15 protein-coding genes are annotated in these 18,021 nt (G+C 40.3%); 9 read left to right on the top strand and 6 right to left on the bottom strand.

Going from position 1 to position 18,021, the window contains the following annotated elements:
• Window positions 1-66 precede the first annotated feature (66 nt).
• Window positions 67-924: an acyl-CoA thioesterase II gene (tesB, locus tag CTN01_RS01345; RefSeq protein WP_045082734.1), complete on the top strand. Its 858-nt coding sequence runs from the start codon at window positions 67-69 to the stop codon at window positions 922-924.
• Between the two features lie 72 nt (window positions 925-996).
• On the opposite strand, the gene CTN01_RS01340 is transcribed toward tesB, so the two are convergent.
• Window positions 997-1,458: an Lrp/AsnC family transcriptional regulator gene (locus tag CTN01_RS01340; protein ID WP_045082735.1), complete on the bottom strand. Its 462-nt coding sequence runs from the start codon at window positions 1,456-1,458 to the stop codon at window positions 997-999.
• Between the two features lie 161 nt (window positions 1,459-1,619).
• Here CTN01_RS01340 and CTN01_RS01335 point away from each other — a divergent pair, with 161 nt between their 5' ends.
• Window positions 1,620-2,690, top strand: coding sequence for a PLP-dependent cysteine synthase family protein (locus CTN01_RS01335; RefSeq protein ID WP_045148102.1), 1,071 nt, complete (start codon window positions 1,620-1,622; stop codon window positions 2,688-2,690).
• Between the two features lie 290 nt (window positions 2,691-2,980).
• A complete protein-coding gene (queC, locus tag CTN01_RS01330) occupies window positions 2,981-3,676 on the top strand; it encodes a 7-cyano-7-deazaguanine synthase QueC (RefSeq protein ID WP_045148100.1) in 696 nt (231 codons plus the stop codon).
• A gap of 91 nt (window positions 3,677-3,767) precedes the next feature.
• Here the strand turns inward: queC and prmB are convergent, their stop codons facing one another.
• The gene (gene prmB / locus CTN01_RS01325) at window positions 3,768-4,700 is read right to left on the bottom strand and encodes a 50S ribosomal protein L3 N(5)-glutamine methyltransferase (RefSeq protein WP_005370403.1); all 933 of its coding nucleotides are present in this window, start codon (window positions 4,698-4,700) and stop codon (window positions 3,768-3,770) included.
• Between the two features lie 53 nt (window positions 4,701-4,753).
• On the opposite strand from prmB, the gene smrB reads away from it, so the two are divergent.
• Window positions 4,754-5,284 (top strand): endonuclease SmrB, encoded by a 531-nt coding sequence (smrB, locus tag CTN01_RS01320; RefSeq protein WP_045148099.1) that lies wholly within the window; start codon window positions 4,754-4,756, stop codon window positions 5,282-5,284.
• 57 nt (window positions 5,285-5,341) lie between these two features.
• On the opposite strand, the gene CTN01_RS01315 is transcribed toward smrB, so the two are convergent.
• Both CTN01_RS01315 and sixA read right to left on the bottom strand, forming a co-directional pair.
• Window positions 5,342-5,704, bottom strand: a complete 363-nt coding sequence (locus tag CTN01_RS01315) for a hypothetical protein (protein WP_230626854.1) — start codon at window positions 5,702-5,704, stop codon at window positions 5,342-5,344.
• Between the two features lie 37 nt (window positions 5,705-5,741).
• Window positions 5,742-6,212 carry a phosphohistidine phosphatase SixA gene (gene sixA, locus CTN01_RS01310; protein ID WP_045148097.1) on the bottom strand — a complete coding sequence of 157 codons (471 nt, stop codon included), beginning with the start codon at window positions 6,210-6,212 and terminating at the stop codon, window positions 5,742-5,744.
• Between the two features lie 339 nt (window positions 6,213-6,551).
• Between sixA and CTN01_RS01305 the strand changes: the two genes are divergently transcribed.
• Window positions 6,552-9,317 carry an insulinase family protein gene (locus tag CTN01_RS01305; RefSeq protein ID WP_045148096.1) on the top strand — a complete coding sequence of 922 codons (2,766 nt, stop codon included), beginning with the start codon at window positions 6,552-6,554 and terminating at the stop codon, window positions 9,315-9,317.
• 262 nt (window positions 9,318-9,579) lie between these two features.
• Here CTN01_RS01305 and fadJ read toward each other — a convergent pair whose 3' ends face one another.
• Both fadJ and fadI read right to left on the bottom strand, forming a co-directional pair.
• Window positions 9,580-11,700 (bottom strand): fatty acid oxidation complex subunit alpha FadJ, encoded by a 2,121-nt coding sequence (gene fadJ / locus CTN01_RS01300; RefSeq protein WP_045148095.1) that lies wholly within the window; start codon window positions 11,698-11,700, stop codon window positions 9,580-9,582.
• Window positions 11,700-13,010 (bottom strand): acetyl-CoA C-acyltransferase FadI, encoded by a 1,311-nt coding sequence (fadI, locus tag CTN01_RS01295; RefSeq protein WP_045148093.1) that lies wholly within the window; start codon window positions 13,008-13,010, stop codon window positions 11,700-11,702. Before fadI ends, fadJ begins: the two co-directional genes overlap by 1 nt.
• 607 nt (window positions 13,011-13,617) lie before the next feature.
• On the opposite strand from fadI, the gene CTN01_RS01285 reads away from it, so the two are divergent.
• The 4 genes from CTN01_RS01285 to CTN01_RS01270 all read left to right on the top strand — a co-directional run bounded on the left by CTN01_RS01285 (window position 13,618) and on the right by CTN01_RS01270 (window position 18,000).
• Complete coding sequence (locus CTN01_RS01285) at window positions 13,618-14,181, top strand: sigma-70 family RNA polymerase sigma factor (protein ID WP_045148090.1); 564 nt, start codon at window positions 13,618-13,620, stop codon at window positions 14,179-14,181.
• The gene (locus CTN01_RS01280; RefSeq protein ID WP_045148089.1) at window positions 14,174-14,890 is read left to right on the top strand and encodes a DUF3379 family protein; all 717 of its coding nucleotides are present in this window, start codon (window positions 14,174-14,176) and stop codon (window positions 14,888-14,890) included. The genes CTN01_RS01285 and CTN01_RS01280 overlap by 8 nt, the downstream gene beginning before the upstream one ends.
• A gap of 264 nt (window positions 14,891-15,154) precedes the next feature.
• Window positions 15,155-16,369, top strand: a complete 1,215-nt coding sequence (locus CTN01_RS01275; RefSeq protein ID WP_045148087.1) for an outer membrane protein transport protein — start codon at window positions 15,155-15,157, stop codon at window positions 16,367-16,369.
• A 353-nt stretch (window positions 16,370-16,722) separates the two neighbouring features.
• Entirely contained in the window at window positions 16,723-18,000 is a 1,278-nt protein-coding gene (locus tag CTN01_RS01270; RefSeq protein WP_045148086.1) for an outer membrane protein transport protein, read from the top strand.
• Window positions 18,001-18,021: the final 21 nt, after the last annotated feature.

Here is an 18,021-nt window from a genome sequence, read left to right as displayed (position 1 = left end):
TCCAATCTCTATTTGAACTTGATTTCCCTAAATCGTACTGATAGTAACATAATTAATGGTGCTTAGATGAGTAAAGAACTGAATGAACTTCTCAATCTTCTACAGTTAGAACAACTCGAACTTGATCTTTTTAGAGGTCAAAGTGAAAACCTTGGTCTACCGCAAGTTTATGGTGGACAAGTGATTGGGCAGTCCTTATCCGCAGCTAAGCAGACGGTGGAAAAAGAACGTTACTTACACTCCTTTCATAGTTATTTTTTACGTCCTGGTAATTCTGAAAAACCAATTATTTATGATGTAGAAAAATTACGTGATGGTAAAAGCTTTAGTACTCGTCGTGTAAAAGCAATTCAGAATGGTGAGCCTATCTTTTTCTTAACGGCTTCTTACCAAGCAAATGAAGAAGGATTTAACCACCAATCAACAATGCCCAATGTAGCAGGACCTGAAGGTTTAGCATCTGAAACTCAACTTGTTGATGCCATTGCGCAATATCTACCACCTAAAATAGTGGAAACCTTTGGTAAGAAACGCCCAGTTGAAGTTCGTCCAGTAACTGTCATTAATCCATTAAAGCCAACCGTTGCTGAACCTAAACAATATTTATGGATTAAAGCCAATGGCACAATGCCAGAAGATCTTAATATCCATCACTACCTATTAGCGTATGCATCTGATTGGGGCTTTCTTGTCACATCAATGCATCCACATGGTGTGACGTTATTTAGCCCGAATATGCAAGTAGCAACCATTGACCATTCAATGTGGTTCCATCGTCCATTTAAGATGGATGAATGGCTGCTTTACGCTATTGATAGCCCATCGGCGAGTGGCTCTCGCGGTATTGTTCGTGGTGAGATTTATAACCAAAAAGGTGAACTCGTTGCATCGGCAGTACAAGAAGGCTTGATCCGTCAACGATAAACCTATCGTCTAAAGGTTAACGCAATCAAGGCAGCCACTAGTAATAAATAGTAGCTGCCTTGATTATATAACCTATACAGGCAATGCAGTGGTGTACTTAAGGGGTTCCATTGCAAATGTCGATGTTACATTCGTCAGTCCCTCAATGCTGTTCACCAATTTCTTATAAAACAGATCAAAAGCCTGCATATCTGCTACTTGTACTTTCATCATGTAATCGTAATCGCCCGCCATACGGTAGAATTCCATCACCTCAGGAAACTCTTCAACCGCATGAACAAAACCGTTATACCAATCCTTAGAATGATTACTAGTTTTAATCTGCACAAATGCTATAAATGACAATCCAAGTTTTGCAGCATCTAATAGTGCTACACGTTGGCGCAATATGCCGTCTTCTTCTAAACGCTTTAACCTTTTCCAGCATGGCGTGGTCGTTAAATTAACAGCTTCAGCTAATTCCGATAACGCTAGCGTTGCGTCTTGTTGCAACAAACGCAGTAATGTTCTATCTACAGCATCCAAACTTGACATCCCATACCACCAGTAAACAATAAAATAGAAAAATTTTCTAAATTTTATCGTTTTATTGCAAAACAAAGCAAAGACTTTTCCCTATAACTTGGTAATATAATTGTTAAGCAGTCAACATAAAGACAACAACAATAATAAAATCAATACAGTGGAGTCACGCTATGACACAACAACTAAACAATCAATGGGTTAATAACGCCATTCGTAAAATTGATGCTGATTACCAACGCTCAGCAGATACCCACTTAATTAAATTAGAGTTACCTAGCCTAGACGGTATTGATATTTATCTTAAAGATGAAAGCACGCATCCAACAGGAAGCTTAAAGCATCGTCTTGCTCGTTCATTATTCCTATACGCATTATGTAACGGCTGGATTAAAGAAGGTACACCGATCATTGAATCATCATCAGGTAGTACCGCCGTTTCTGAAGCGTATTTTGCACGTTTACTTGGATTACCATTTATTGCTGTCGTACCACGTAAAACAGCGTGTAAAAAAATAGAACAAATTAAATTTTATGGTGGTAGCGCCCATTTTGTTGACTCTCCTGCTGCAATTTATGACGAATCTCGCCGTTTAGCAAAAGAGTTAAATGGTCATTACATGGATCAATTTACCTATGCTGAACGTGCTACCGACTGGCGTGGTAATAACAACATCGCTAACAGTATTTTTGATCAAATGAAGTTAGAGCGCTTCCCTATCCCAAGTTGGATTGTAATGAGCCCTGGTACTGGTGGTACATCAGCAACAATTGGTCGTTATATTCGTTACCAAATGCAACCAACACAACTGTGTGTGGTTGATCCAGAGAACTCAGTATTCCACGACTACTTTATGCAGCGTGATAATACGATTACTGGCAACACAGGCAGCCGTATTGAAGGTATTGGTCGTCCTCGAGTTGAGCCAAGCTTTATTCCTGATGTGATCAATGAAATGCGTAAGATCCCAGATGCAGCAAGTGTTGCCACTGTTCACTGGTTAGAAAAAATTATTGGCCGTAAAGCCGGTGCATCAACAGGTACAAACCTATTTGGTGTTCTACAAATCGCAGCCGAAATGAAACAACGTGGCGAAACAGGCTCTATCGTTACGCTGTTATGTGATAGTGGCGAGCGTTACCTTGATACCTACTACAATCCAGAATGGATCAGCGAAAATATTGGCGATTTATCAGCATATACCGAACAGTTAGAACAATTGGAAAAATTCGGTCAATGGTAAGTATCACGCTTAAATGAACAACCCCTTGGGGAGGTTAGCCACAGCGCCTCCCCCTCTCTTTTAAACTTTGTGTCTGTGTACGTTGAACGTTGATAAACCAAGTACTGCCTTAACTTGGATAATCTTTAAACGCGATACGTTATTTTGCCGTACTTTATGTGCGGCTTTTTTTCGTCTATTACATCTAAAACTTTGCAGCGGACATCAGCTGAGTTAGCATAGATAGACGTTCTAAAGAATGTCTATCTACCGACTGTTTCTCGGTAATTTTTCAAAAAAGGAACACTTAAATGTCAAAAGCAGTTGTTGTTTTCAGTGGCGGTCAAGATTCGACTACGTGCCTTATTCAAGCTCTAGCGCATTACGATGAAGTGCACTGTATAACATTTGATTATGGCCAACGCCATAAATTAGAGATTGAAGTGGCAGAAGCTATTGCCAAAGATCTTGGCGTAAAAGCACATAAAGTAATGGATGTCGGTTTATTAAATGAATTAGCCATTAGCTCACTAACACGTGACAATATTGCCGTCTCTCATGAACTACAAGAAAACGGATTACCGAACTCCTTTGTTCCTGGTCGTAATATTCTATTTTTAACCTTGGCAGGTATTTACGCCTACCAAATTGGTGCTGAAACCGTTATCACTGGTGTATGTGAAACTGACTTTTCTGGCTACCCTGATTGCCGTGATGAATTTGTAAAGTCATTAAACCAATCATTAGTGCTAGGGATGGATCGCCCATTAACGATTGCAACACCATTAATGTGGCTAAATAAAGCAGAAACATGGGCGCTAGCAGATCAATACGAAAAACTAGACTATGTTCGTGAAAAAACACTGACTTGCTATAACGGTATTATTGGTGACGGTTGTGGTGATTGCCCATCTTGTGATTTGCGCCGAGCAGGACTTAATGATTACTTAGATCATAAAACCACTGTGATGAATGCTCTGAAAGAAAAACAAGCGCAGCAAGCATAATAACCACTGAGTGACATATAAAAACGGCATGATGGTACTGAGAAAGTAACCATCATGCCGTTTTTCTTAATCGTGTTTAACTGCGCTTTAATTAGTCGCGAAAAGCCGCAAAATCATCTGCACAATCAACAAGCTGATCACGTGTTAACAAAAACACACCATGACCACCATTTTCAAACTCTAACCATGTGAATGGAATATGAGGATATTGATCTTCCATGTGGATCATGGAGTTACCCACTTCACAGATCAGGAAGCCGTCATCTTTTAGATAATCGGGTGCATTCGCTAAAATACGACGCACTAAATCTAAACCATCAAACCCTGCCGCAAGACCGAGTTCAGGCTCGTGACGGAACTCATCAGGTAGACTATCCATATCTTCTTGATCCACATACGGTGGATTAGACACGATAAAGTCGTACTTATCTTTTGGTACATCACGAAGCAAATCAGAACGAAGTGGGATCACTTGTTGCTCTAAGCCGTGATCAGCGATATTCTGCTCAGCAACAGCCAGTGCTTCAGGTGAAATATCAACGATATCCACTTCCGCTTCTGGGAACATGTGTGCACACGCAATACCAATACAACCACTACCCGTACATAAGTCCATAATACGTGTAGGCTCTTGGTTTAAAAGTGGCTCAAAACGGTTTTCAATCAATTCGCCAATCGGAGAACGTGGAATAAGAACACGCTCATCAACGAAGAATTCCATACCACAGAAATAAGCAATATTTGTTAGGTATGATACGGGTGTACGATCGTCGATACGGCGAATAACGCGCTCAACAATACTCTGACGCTCACTACGAGTTAAACGAGAATCTCGAACTTCAGGTGGAACATCTAACGGTAAATACAATGTAGGAAGAACAAGCTGAACCGCTTCATCCCACGCATTATCGGTACCGTGACCATAAAATAGACCTGCGGCATTGAAACGACTTACCGTCCAACGTAACATGTCTTGCAATGTATGAAGTTCGTTGACAGCTTCGTCGACAAAAATCTTATCCAAAATAGCCTCCGAAAAACGCGACATTACCGCTATATAGTTGTTGGAATTTCATTATGAGTAAAAAAGATCCAAACCTTGATGAAGAGATGGCTCTCTTCAAAGATGCGATAAAAGGCGTAAAAAAGTTTTCGCATGATACCATAATTGCGCCACGCAAACAGAAAACAAAAGCTGATAAAGCAAAAGTCATGGGTAAAGAAAGTCAAAACCATGAATTTTATTTCTCAGATGAGTTTGAGCCTCATCTTAATGAAAATGGCCCAGTGCAATATGCGCGCGACGGCGTTTCTAAGTATGAAGTAAAAAAGTTACGTCGTGGTGTTTACGTACCTGACATTTATTTAGATATGCATGGCATGACGCAACAAGAAGCTAAGCGAGAACTCGCCGCTATGATTGCGGCCTGTATTAAAGAGAATGTGTCTTGTGCGTGTGTGATGCACGGTATCGGAAAGCATATTTTGAAACAAAAAGCGCCGATGTGGTTAGCTCAACATCCGGATGTACTCGCTTTTCACCAAGCTCCCCTTGAATTTGGTGGGAATGGTGCACTACTCGTGCTTATCGAAATACCTGAAAGATAAAAGAACATAGAGTAAGCAAGATGCGCATCGCAATATCACTTACTCGGTTGTTCTATTTTAATAGCTCGGTTTTACTATATGCCCAACCTTCACTACTTTACCGTGATTAAATAGCGTCACTTCTCCAGTGGCGCATATTTTTAAACGTCGTTTAATCACTGTTTCATCGTAAAAGTATTCACAGTCATCATTTCGTGCACTATCAATACGCGCAAAAATACGAATAGGCCCTTCACCGATCGCATTGGAATAATTAGCAAAGGTTAATGTACTTCCCGTACTCGATACATGCATGCCTTCTTTTCTTCCATCAGACCATTTGATCATACCATTTGCTGAAATACGTATCGGCTCAGCAGTAGAAGCGCAGCCCATTAGCAATATCGAAGTGAGAAAAGAAATTAACGCTACTTTTACCATAACCAGCACTTACCTATTGTCTGTCACCAAAGCCATATTATTGTGGTACGTTTTGCCAAACCAACTCTGCACTATCCATGTCAGGATCGTAATCAATCGCAGCAATGGCCGAAGTACTAAACATAAGGGGCTGTATGCCTACCACCAGCTCTGAGGTTAAATATCCCACAAGAGGTAAATGTGAAACTAATAGTACCGATTGTGGCTTTTCAACCCCAATCATTGCTTTTAAATAATCGACTACCGTTGCAGCATCACCATAAGGGGTGATCTCATCACTCACTTGAACATTTGCAACACCCGGTAATACACTTTCCATACATTGCCATGTTTGCTGCGCGCGTAAATACGTGCTCACCAGTACAGTATCTAATGGTTGATTTAATTGCTGGGCTAGCATTTCAGCCATCTGTTTTGATTGACGTGAACCGCGCTCTGTCAACGGGCGCTCTGCATCACTCGCCGCAAAATTTTCAGCTTCACCGTGACGCATAATATAAATTCGCATAAGTTTCCGTTTCTCTTCGTTAAACAGGTCGTTCAATTAGTTGTGATAATGAGGCTTATTTTATTACTAATTGACATGCTAATGCATTTTTTTCAACGTATCTCTCTATCATGCTAGCAACTCCTTTTCATATCGCATACTCCTTAAGCAAATTTGATAACGAATCCGTGACAAGGTTAGCCAACCTGAACAAATCATTTCGTAAAATAGGATTAAGTCTTGACGTTAGGTTTTCATATCGCGTTCATAACTACGTAAATAAAGTTAACTATCAGTTTGCCAGTCTGTGTATTGGAGGTCATAATTGATCCAATTCTCCTTTAAAAATAGGCTCTTCCTGTGCATACAAGCCCAAATGATCACAAGCAGTATCGCTATCTTACTTTAGCGAATGAACTACGCGTATTGCTGGTTCATGATGCTGAAGCGCCTCGCTCCGCTGCTGCCTTATCCGTCGAAATTGGCCATTTTGATGATCCTATTGATCGTCAAGGTATGGCACACTTTCTCGAACATATGCTGTTTCTCGGTACAGAAAAATATCCGCGTGTTGGGGAATTTCAAACCTTCATCAATCGTAGTGGCGGGAGTAACAATGCATGGACGGGAACAGAAAACACGACGTTTTTCTTCGAAGTTAGCCCTCATGCTTTTGAAGAGGGATTAGATCGTTTTGGGCAGTTTTTTACTGCACCATTATTTAATGAAGAAGCTGTTGACAAGGAAAGACAAGCCGTTGATTCTGAATATAAATTAAAAATAAAAGATGATGTCCGCCGCCTTTATCAAGTACAAAAAGAAACCATTAATCCAGAGCACCCTTTTGCTAAGTTTTCAGTCGGTGATCTTACGACACTAGACGATCGTGATGGCAAATCCGTACGGGATGATTTATTAGCTTTTTATCATGAACATTATTCTGCGGATGTAATGGGCTTAGTCTTATTAGGCCCCCAGTCATTAGATGAATTAGAACAATTCACGAATGACTTTTTTAGCCATATTCCCAAAACAGATGTAGTAAAAACACCGCTTACTACGCCGTTTGTTACCGAAAAAGAACAACAACAATTTATTCAAATTGAACCGATAAAAGAGCTACGAAAGTTAACGCTTTCATTTTCTCTGCCATGTGTAGATGAGTTTTATACTGCGAAACCCTTATCTTATATTGCCCATTTATTAGGCAATGAAGGTCAAGGTAGTTTGATGTCAGTTCTCAAAAAACGAGGCTTTATTAACACCTTAACCGCCGGTGGTGGCGTTAGCGGTAGTAATTTCAGAGAGTTTACCGTAGGTTTGAATTTAACACCGAAAGGTCAAGATCACATTGACGAGATAGTCACTAGCGTTTTTCAGTGCCTTAAACTCATCAAGCTACATGGCTTAGCTCAATGGCGACAACAAGAGAAGAAAGCTGTACTTGAAATGGCTTTCCGCTATCAAGAAAAAAGCCGTCCATTAGATACTGTCAGTTATTTGGTTTTAAATCTGTTGCATTATAAACCGGAAGATATCATCTACGGTGATTATATGATGGAGCAATACGATCATACCTTAATCGAGCAGATCTTAGATTATCTTGAGCCAACCAATATGCGATTAACCTTAGTTGCTCAAGGTGGTCATTATGATCGCACCGCTCAATGGTATGACACGCCTTACTCAGTAACACCATTTACCGCGGAACAAAAAGCGTTATGGCAAGATATTGAACTGGATCCTGAGTTAACACTACCCGAGCGTAACATTTATCTTTGTGATAATTTTGAGCCTTTACCACTTGAGTCTGGCTCAGAATTACCTCCTCAGTTAATTCAAGATTTACCAGGGTTTCGTTTATGGCATAAACAAGAATATGATTTCCGTGTTCCTAAAGGTATTGTTTATGTTGCTATTGATAGCCCACACGCAGTGAGCTCACCACGAAATATCGTTAAAACTCGCCTTTGTGTTGAAATGCTATTAGAAGCGATAAATGAGACCGCTTATCCCGCTGAAATAGCAGGTATGTCTTATAATCTTTATGCTCACCAAGGGGGAGTGACGCTTCAGTTATCTGGCTTTAGTGAAAAACAACCTTTGCTTATGAAGCTGATACTTGAGCGCTTTGCCGGACGAACATTTGATAAAGATCGCTTTACCAATATCAAAGCACAAATGCTGCGTAATTGGCGTAACGCTGCAGAAGATAAACCTATTTCACAATTGTTTAATCAGCTAACAGGATTACTTCAACCTAATAATCCGCCCTATCCTGTCATGATTGAAGCGTTAGAATCAATCGAGTTAGAAGAGTTACCGGGCTTTGTTGATGAAATGTTTGCAGAGCTGCATATTGATGCCTTTGTTTATGGCAATTGGCTAAAAAAAGATGCATTAGCATTAGCTGAAATATTAAAAGATGCATTCCGAGTGACTGACCAACTATATGGTGAATCACAACGTCCGCTAGTACATTTAGACAATGCAGGCACATTAACGTATGAGTTAGATTGTAATCATGAAGATTCAGCAATCTTAATGTATTACCAATCTCAGGAAACTACACCTGAGCAAATTGCGATTTATACGTTAGCTAATCATTTAATGTCTACCACGTTCTTCCATGAGTTACGTACAAAACAACAACTGGGTTATATGGTAGGCACGGCCAATCTGCCGCTTAATCGTCATCCAGGGTTGATCTTATATATTCAATCACCTGTTGCCGATCCAAGTTACTTATCAGAGGCAATTGATGATTTTACCAATGCTTTTGCACTCGTATTGCTCGAATTGAATGAAGCGCAATGGCAAGACAGTAAGCAAGGTTTAATTGCTCAAATTTCAGAGCCAGATACTAATTTACGATCTCGCGCTCAACGTTTTTGGGTAAGTATCGGCAATAAAGATGAGACTTTCCAACAACGTCAGCGTGTTGTTGATGCGCTAAAACAGTTAGAGCGTGTAGATATGATCAAATTTGTTGTTGATACTATTAAACCAAGAACAGCGAATAGATTAGTCATGTATTACAAAGGCAAAGCGCATAGTGATTACGCACCTTTAGAGATAGGTCAACCAATTGAATCAGTGAAAGAATTTCAAGATAATGCTTATTAAGCTGACATGACTTGTCTCATATAACAATTAAGACAACCGTCTAAATAACGAGCCATATTTACAACTAAATGTTAAATATGGCTTTTTGTCTATTATCATTCGTTGTATATAACATTTATCACCCATACTATTACTAAAGTCAGAACATCAAATTAAAACCTATCTATTTGATTAATAATATTTATTAAGAGAATTAAGGCTTTATTGAATATCAAAAAAAACCGATGGCCTAAGCTCATCGGTTTTTTAATTAATCTATTGGCTAATAAAAAGTTTTCTCTTCTTTAGCCATATCAAGTAATCGCTCGCACGGTTTAAAACGATCACCATACTTATCTGTGTACTCGTTTAGCATATCAACAACACGCGTTATTCCAATATGATCCATATAACGGAACGGCCCGCCTAAGAACGGTGGAAAACCGATACCGAAAATAGCACCAATATCGCCATCTCTTGCCGAACGGATCACGCCTTCATCTAAACATCTTGCAGCTTCATTCAGCATCATTAAACTACAACGAACCGCGATTTCAGTTTCAGATTCCTTAATCTTTGGTTCCAGCTCAAGCAGCTTATAAACTGACTTATCGACTTCTTTTTTCTTGGTATTATAACGATAAAAACCTTTACCGCTTTTACGTCCCTTGCGATCATCCTTCAGCAATAAATCAAACACATCTGGCGCTTCAAATCGATCACCTAGTTCAGCTAACAGAATAGGGCTTATCTTCGCGCCAACATCAACACCAACTTCATCTAATAATGTGATTGGCCCAACAGGGAAACCAAAGTTAAGTAGGGCTCTATCTATGTGCTCAATCGGCTCACCACTGAGAAGCACGCGCGCCGCTTCATTCATGTAAGGCGCTAGTATACGATTAACGTAAAAGCCTGCTTTATCGCCGACCACTATCGGGGTTTTACCTTGTTTTTTCGCCAAGGCTACAACCGTTGCAATCGTCTCTTCTGATGTTCCACTTCCCGTTTCCGTGCCTTGATGTGGAATCACCTCAACTAATGGCATTTTTTCTACTGGGCTAAAATAGTGAAGACCGACAACATTCTCAGGATGTTCTGCCGCTTGTGCTATTTGATTGATCGGCAATGAGGATGTATTAGTGGCAAATATAGTATTGGGCTTAGCATGCTCTTCAACATCTTTTACCATTTGATGTTTGAGTGCTAAATCTTCAAATACTGCTTCAATCACTACATCGGCCTGATTAAAACCAGTAAAATCAGTCCCACCTGTCATAGTTAGCATTTGTTTTTGTAATGTGGCTTTCGAGATAATTTTACGCTTACGTTTTTTCTCAAGTAGCTTGAAATTGTAGGCTAGCGCATTTTGGATACCATCATTACTGATATCTTTGATCCGTACCGGATAACCCGCTTTCGTTGCTGTAACATGGCTAATACCACCGCCCATTAAACCGCCACCCAATACAGCGACTCGTTCGACAGTTAATGGCTCAGCCTCTGAACCCGTTTCTTTTTTCATTGCTGTTGTGGCAAAAAAGATACTACGAAGCGCGGCGGATTCTGGTGACATCACTAATTCACCAAATACTTTAGCCTCTTGTTCTAACCCTTTTTCCATCCCATGTTGTAAGCCATATTTCACAACTTCTAAAATGGCATCGACGGCAGGATAATTACCACGTGTTTTCTCATGTGCTTTTTTCGCCGCTTGATCAAACACAACAGAGCGACCTAATGGATTTCCGCCCAATGCCCAATTTTGCATGGATGATTTGCGGCTAGGTTTGGGCGATAGAGCCATTTGCTCGGCAACATTTAATAAAATGCTCTCAGGGACAACTTGATCAATCACCCCCAATTTCACCGCTTTTTTCGCGCGTAATTGCTTACCCGATAAAATCATATCAAGCGCGTTAGCTACGCCAATCAAACGAGGTAAACGCTGTGTACCTCCTGAGCCAGGGAGTAACCCCAATTGTACTTCTGGTAATCCTAATCGGGTTTTATCATCATCACTACAAACTCGGCTATGACAAGCAAGAGCAAGCTCTAAGCCGCCCCCTAAACATGGGCCGTGAATTGCTGCAACCACATGAAAAGGCAGTTGCTCTAACTGTGAAAATAAAATCTGTCCATTTTTCGCTAAGGCTTGCGCTTCTTGTGCTGTTTCACAGGCTGATAACATACGAATATCAGCGCCAGCGACAAAGTTATCAGGCTTCCCAGAATGAACAACAAGCCCTTTAATATCTGAACGTGCTTTAAGCTCTGCGAGCACTGAAGTTATTTGCTCTGAAAACTCAGCTTGTAAGGTGTTCATTTTCTCATTTGGCACATCAATTTTTAGCCAAGCAACACCATTATCACTGTACGATAAACTAAATGCAGATTGTGTCATTATTCAGCCTCCAAAATCATTGCCGCACCTAAACCACCAGCTGCACATGCTGTATTTAATGCAAAACCACCACCACGGCGTTTTAATTCACGTAGCGTTTGGGTGATCATACGTGCGCCTGTTGCTGCAAATGGATGTCCATAAGCTAATGAGCCACCTAATACATTGAATTTATCCATATCAACTTCACCAATCGCATCAATACGGCCTAACTTTTCACGCGCAAACTTAGTAGAAGCAAACATTTTTAAATTTGCTAATGTTTGGGCAGCAAAAGCCTCATGCATATCAATCAAGGTAAGATCGGATAAGTTTAAACCTGCACGTTCCAGTGCAACAGGCGTCGCGTAAGAAGGTCCCATCAGCATATCGCTTTCAACCCCTATTGCGGAAAACGCGTAGGAACGAATATACCCTAATGGTGTTAGTCCTAATTCCTTAGCTCGCCCTTCTCGCATCATCAGTATTGCGGCTGCGCCATCCGTTAATGGCGTCGCATTTGCTGCTGTTACTGATCCATATTTACGATCAAAGGCTGGTCGTAATTTGGCATAAGATTCAAGAGTCGATTCTTCACGAATGTTGTTGTCTTTATCTATCCACTGGCGATAAGGTTGTGGGAATGCCGTCATCACTTCATCACGGATCAAACCATCTCGCCATGCTTGTGCCGCTAATGTATGTGAACGGTGAGCTAGTGCATCTTGATCTTCACGACTAATACTATGTGTTTTTGCCATCTGCTCTGCGGTCTGTCCCATGCTTAATCCTGTTGAATATTCAGCAACGGCAGGCGGCACAGGCATTAAATCTTTCATACTAAGCAAACTTAATAACTTAAGCCGTTTTGACATGGTTTTCGCTTTACTAAGTGCAAGCAAAGTCGCTGCCATTTTTTTACTCACACCAATAGGTAATACCGATGATGAATCAGCACCACCTGCAATACCAATATCGATAGTGCCTGAGATAATACTCTCAGCAACGTTAGCAGCAGCTTGAAAACTTGTGGCACAGGCACGGGTAACACTGTAAGCATCTGTATGAATGTTCATACCAGTACCGAGGACGATTTCACGCGCGATATTTGGCGCTTCTGGCATTTGAACCACTTGCCCAAACACCACTTGCTCAATGAGCATCGGATCAAAATCAAGCGTTTGTAGCATATCATTGACAACCAGCTTTCCGAGATCCAAAGCAGGAACACCATCGAAAGCGGTAGCTTGACGAGCAAATGGTGTACGTAAACCGCTAACAACGGCAATACGTTCCCCTTGACGAGTAGTAAGATTTTGGAGACGTGTCATCGCAACTCCTTTTGATAATTTGGCTTACAGTAAGCCGTTCGGCACACCGTGCACTAGAGGTCAGACCTCCCAATTGTAAGCTAAATGTTACCAAATTCAATCAAGTGTTTAAATTTTACGGGAGAAGTGTCAAAGATTGTGATCTATCCTCTCAGTTTTAAAACGATATTAAGCGGTAAAATGCAGATAATTAGAGAGAGAGTTAAAAAAGATATAAAACTAGAAGGTAAACAGAGAAAGATAGGCAAAAAAAAACCATACCTTATAAGGTATGGTTATAATTCACGCGGAAAGCAATCTGCGTAATGAATAAGTCAATCAGCATTAAGCTAATTGCAAAATCAGGAAAACCTGATAAGAGAAAGTAAAGTCAGCCTTCAAAAGGAAGTTGTCATCTTGCTCAACAGATAGCATTACAATAGCCGGTTTAATAACCCACCATCTCGCTATCAGATGACGCAGTCACTATAACGCGCTGCCGGAATCAAATTTTGAACCAGATCAATTTTAGTGTGAATTATCAGCTTAATTATAAAAAAGAAAGGTAAACACCTTATTACTTTCTCTATTCATAAGATTTTTCGTAAGGACAACGACGGATATTGCCATGTTCAAAAATTTTTTTGGTAAGAAAAAACACGATCCCTCGGTCTCTTTAGATATGGACAAACAACGAAGATACGAGGCCCTTGTTAGGGCTTGGCATCGGGATCTCTACCGTTACGCATATTGGTTGTGCCACGATCAGCATATTGCTGAAGATTTGGTACAAGAAACATGCTTACGTGCATGGCGCTCCCTTGATAGCCTACAAGATGATAAAGCCGCAAAGGCATGGTTGATTACCATACTTAGGCGTGAAAATGCACGTCGGTTTGAGAGAAAGCAATTTGATCTGGTTGATATTGATGAGCATACCATTGCAGATTCTACACCAAGCGTTGAAATGGATACTGAGCAACATATGCTTCAGCGTTTAATCATGAATTTAGCGCCAGAGTATAGAGAACCACTCATTTTACAAGTCATGGCTGGCTTTAATGGTGATGAAATTGCAGAGATTCTTGAACTAAACCGAAATACAGTGATGACTCGCTTGTTTCGAGCCCGTAACCAATTAAAAGAGCAACTTGAAAGTAAAGAGTCAAAAAGGGGGAATCAGAATGGATGAACTAGAATTTAGACGGAGATTATTAGCTGATCCACATGATAATGATCCCACCGTGACTGCATGTAAACATCAATCAGCGGCTAATAAAAAGTTTGCTGATGAATTACAACAACTTGATATGCAATTAGAACAAGTGCTAAAAGTAGATGTACCCGATGATCTGGCTGATAAAATTTTATTTCATCAAGCCGGCGAAGAAACAAAAAAGCAAGGAATTAATAGCTATTGGTCTTATGGCCTAGCAGCCTCTGTTGCTTTCGCTTTTGGTCTATTTGTGGGGCAAATGAACTTTTTACCAAGCCAACAGGTACCGTTCAATAATCTTGCCAATGTCGCGCTTGAACATGTTTCTTATGAAGCAAAATTTGTCGATAACATTGATGAAAAAGCAACATTGCAGCAAGTAAATGCCAAACTGCAACCTTTTGGAACGGAAATGAAAGATTTACCAGGACACATTTATTATGTGAACTATTGTGGCTTTGATGGTAAACGCTCATTACATATGGTGATGGATACACCACAGGGTAAAGTCACGGTATTTGTTGTTCCAACCCTTAGCCATACTATTTCTAACTCAACAGACAATAATAACGAAAGTCTAGTCGTACCAATCAGAGAGGCAAGTTTAATTATTGTTGGCGATAAGGGTCAAAACTTAATGCCTGTTGCGAGTAAAATTAAGAATGACCTTAGCTGGGAAATCTAATATTCCTACTGACTTTTAGCCCTTCTTATAACGGTAACACATGCTATGTTGCCGTTTTTTTACCTCTGAAATTTGTCGTTAAAACAACCAAAAACAACTATATTTGATACCAAAATCACTATAAATTTCGTTAAAACGTATTTTCACTTAAACATCACACTGGTCAGATTTGATTAAGTCAGTACACCCCCTACAATCGTCGCAAATTAGCCAACATAGGCTAATAAAAAACAATAATATATATAATTAGGAATTATTCTAAGCATGAATAAGAAGCAAATTTTCACTCGTTCAGTTATTACTGCTGCGATCGCTTTAGCCTCTTCACAATCTATGGCGGCAGGATTTCAACTAAACGCACAATCTGCAACCGGTCTTGGCCGTGCATTTTCAGGTGACGGTGTTATTGCAGACAACGCATCAACAATGGCAAAAAACGCTGCCTCAATGACGCTATTTGATGCACCTGCACTGTCTCTTGGTGTTATTGCCATTGATACTGACATAAAAGTTAAAGATGCTGCTTTTGCAGGAAATCGTCTTGAAGATGCATCAATTGGTGGTACAAGTTATGCGCCAAACATTTATTACATTCAGCCTATTAACGATAAATTCGCTGTAGGTGCTTCACTTTACTCAAACTTCGGTACTAAAACTGAATTTAACAAAGGTTATACTGCCGACCTATTCGGTGGCATCACTGATGTGAAAAGTATGAACTTGGGCCTAAGTGCAGCTTACCGCGTAAACCAACAATTCAGTATTGGTGGTGGTTTAGATGTAATTTACGGTAGCGGTAAACTTGAACGCGGTCGTGATATGTTAGGGCCAAACCGAGATGCGGCTAACATTGATGCCGATGGTGTAGCGCTAGGCTTTAACCTAGGTACAATCTACGAATTAGATCAGAACAACCGCTTTGGCTTATCTTACCGTTACAGCCCAACATTAAAAGCTAAAGGTGATATGCACAAACTAAATGCTAAAACATTTAGAGTTGAAGATCTTAGCAACGAAAAATTGCTAATGCCATTACCTGATATGGCTGAGTTTTCTGGTTTCAATAAACTAAACGATAAATTTGCGGTTCACTACAGCATTCAATGGATCCGTTGGAGTGAGTTCGACAAACTAGAAACATCTGGTGGAACACTAATTAACGATTACAACTGGCAAGATGGTTGGCACTACTCTATCGGTGGTACTTACTACCTAAACAACGATTGGACACTGCGTGCGGGCTACATGCATGACACAAGTGCGCAAGATAAGAAAACATCAATTTCTGTACCAGACTCAGATCGTAACTGGCTATCTGGCGGCTTTAGCTATCACCTAGACAGTAAATCAACCATCGACTTTGGCCTAACTTACTTAATTGGAGAAGATGTGAAAGCTAACGAAGCAGATGGTGCTTTAACAGCAACAACCCGTGCTAACGCATGGTTGTACGGTCTACAATACAGCCGTTCATTCTAATTTCAGCGTACACTTGATCGCTAAAATGATAAAAAGGAGCCATTTGGCTCCTTTTTTGATCTTTTCTCCATCATTTCAACCCCGCTTTTCTTTCATTTATTCACTCTACATGTCCAATATCTGTACAAATAGCAACCAACAAAGTGCAATCACTGGTACATGTGTACGCTGAAAACAGATCAGACCAGAACACTACGAACAAAAAATAACGGATATAAATCTAAAATGGTAAATTTAATAGAATATTAATTCGATAATGAGAATTCATAGCGATAAATCGTCACGTTATTAATTGTTAAGGGTATTATTCGCGACTTAGTTTCAGCGAACAATTAGCGATTAATATAGAAATGATGAATAAAAATAAAATTACATTATCTTTAACTGCTGCACTAGCATTAGGCATGAGCTCTAACGCCCTAGCAGCAGGATTCCAATTGGCTGAATATTCAGCAACAGGTTTAGGCCGCGCATTTGCTGGTGAAGCAGCAATGGCTGATAATGCCAGCACCCAATTCCGTAACCCTGCAATGCTGACCTACCTTGAAGGTACGCAAATATCAGTAGGTGCAATTTACGTTGACCCAAACATTGATGTTAAAGGTACTGCAACTACACCTGGAGGTAGCTTTAATACTCAAGCTGATGACATCGCAAATAGTGCTGTCATTCCAAACTTCTACGTTTCAGGTCAGTTAAACGATAAAGCAACATTAGGCCTAGCATTTGGTACAAACTTTGGTATGCGTACAGACTTGGGCACTGACTTTTTAGGTTCACAATTTGGTAATCAAGCAGAAGTCCACACCGTTGAGATCAATCCTAACCTTGGTTACAAAATCAATGATCAATTTAGCGTTGGCGCAGGCGTTCGCTACATAATTGCGAAAGGTCACTTTGGCGCAGCATTACCAAAACCTTTAGGTGGACTGCCTCTAAAATACATGGAAGGTGAAGATAACGCTTGGGGTTGGCAAGCTGGTGCAGCATGGCAAATCACCCCTAGTAACCGTATTGGTGTAAGCTACCATTCAGCAGTTAAACTAAATCTAACTGGACATGCAAATGGTATTGCTTATGACAAAGCTTATGCAATTCAAGGCAAAATGCCATTAACACAATATGCAGGTTCTTTACCTCTTGAGTTACCAGCATCAGCTGAAATTGCAAGTTTCCATCAGTTAAATGACCAGTGGTCAGTTCACGCTAGCATTAACTGGACAGATTGGAGCAGCTTTAAAAAGCTACAAGCAAGTATTCCAAATATGCCCGAAAATGTAGAGCATATTAAAGATGAGAATTGGAAAGATAACTACCGCTTTGCTATTGGTACCACTTATCAAGCAACAGAAAAGTTAGCACTTCGCTCTGGTATTGCCTATGACATGGCTGCAGTTGATGAAGCCCACAGAACTCAAACCATTCCAGAAACAGATCGTACTTGGTTAAGTCTTGGTGCGGGTTACCAATGGTCTAAGAATTTGACATTAGATGCAGGCCTTACCTACGTTTATGCAAAGAAAGCATACATGCTTGAAAAAGACAAAGAGCATCCAATGTTTGGACAATTTGCTGGAACAACATCTGGTGATGTGTGGTTAGCCGGTGTCCAAGCAAGCTACCGTTTCTAAGTAAAGTAAAATTTATTTAGA

The organism is Photobacterium angustum (assembly GCF_003026365.1).
GTDB lineage: Bacteria > Pseudomonadota > Gammaproteobacteria > Enterobacterales > Vibrionaceae > Photobacterium > Photobacterium angustum.
Note: the sequence above shows the minus strand (reverse complement) of the source record. Positions and strands in the feature narration are given on the sequence as shown.

Bases quoted from the DNA above. Each gene is read 5' to 3' on its own strand.
- CTN01_RS01285 (WP_045148090.1), top strand. From the start codon at position 13,618: ATGTTCAAAAATTTTTTTGGTAAGAAAAAACACGATCCCTCGGTCTCT.
- CTN01_RS01315 (WP_230626854.1), bottom strand. From the start codon at position 5,704: ATGGTAAAAGTAGCGTTAATTTCTTTTCTCACTTCGATATTGCTAATG.
- CTN01_RS01270 (WP_045148086.1), top strand. From the start codon at position 16,723: ATGAATAAAAATAAAATTACATTATCTTTAACTGCTGCACTAGCATTA.
- smrB (WP_045148099.1), top strand. From the start codon at position 4,754: ATGAGTAAAAAAGATCCAAACCTTGATGAAGAGATGGCTCTCTTCAAA.
- queC (WP_045148100.1), top strand. From the start codon at position 2,981: ATGTCAAAAGCAGTTGTTGTTTTCAGTGGCGGTCAAGATTCGACTACG.
- CTN01_RS01340 (WP_045082735.1), bottom strand. From the start codon at position 1,458: ATGTCAAGTTTGGATGCTGTAGATAGAACATTACTGCGTTTGTTGCAA.
- CTN01_RS01280 (WP_045148089.1), top strand. From the start codon at position 14,174: ATGGATGAACTAGAATTTAGACGGAGATTATTAGCTGATCCACATGAT.
- tesB (WP_045082734.1), top strand. From the start codon at position 67: ATGAGTAAAGAACTGAATGAACTTCTCAATCTTCTACAGTTAGAACAA.
- CTN01_RS01275 (WP_045148087.1), top strand. From the start codon at position 15,155: ATGAATAAGAAGCAAATTTTCACTCGTTCAGTTATTACTGCTGCGATC.
- sixA (WP_045148097.1), bottom strand. From the start codon at position 6,212: ATGCGAATTTATATTATGCGTCACGGTGAAGCTGAAAATTTTGCGGCG.
- fadJ (WP_045148095.1), bottom strand. From the start codon at position 11,700: ATGACACAATCTGCATTTAGTTTATCGTACAGTGATAATGGTGTTGCT.
- CTN01_RS01335 (WP_045148102.1), top strand. From the start codon at position 1,620: ATGACACAACAACTAAACAATCAATGGGTTAATAACGCCATTCGTAAA.
- fadI (WP_045148093.1), bottom strand. From the start codon at position 13,010: ATGACACGTCTCCAAAATCTTACTACTCGTCAAGGGGAACGTATTGCC.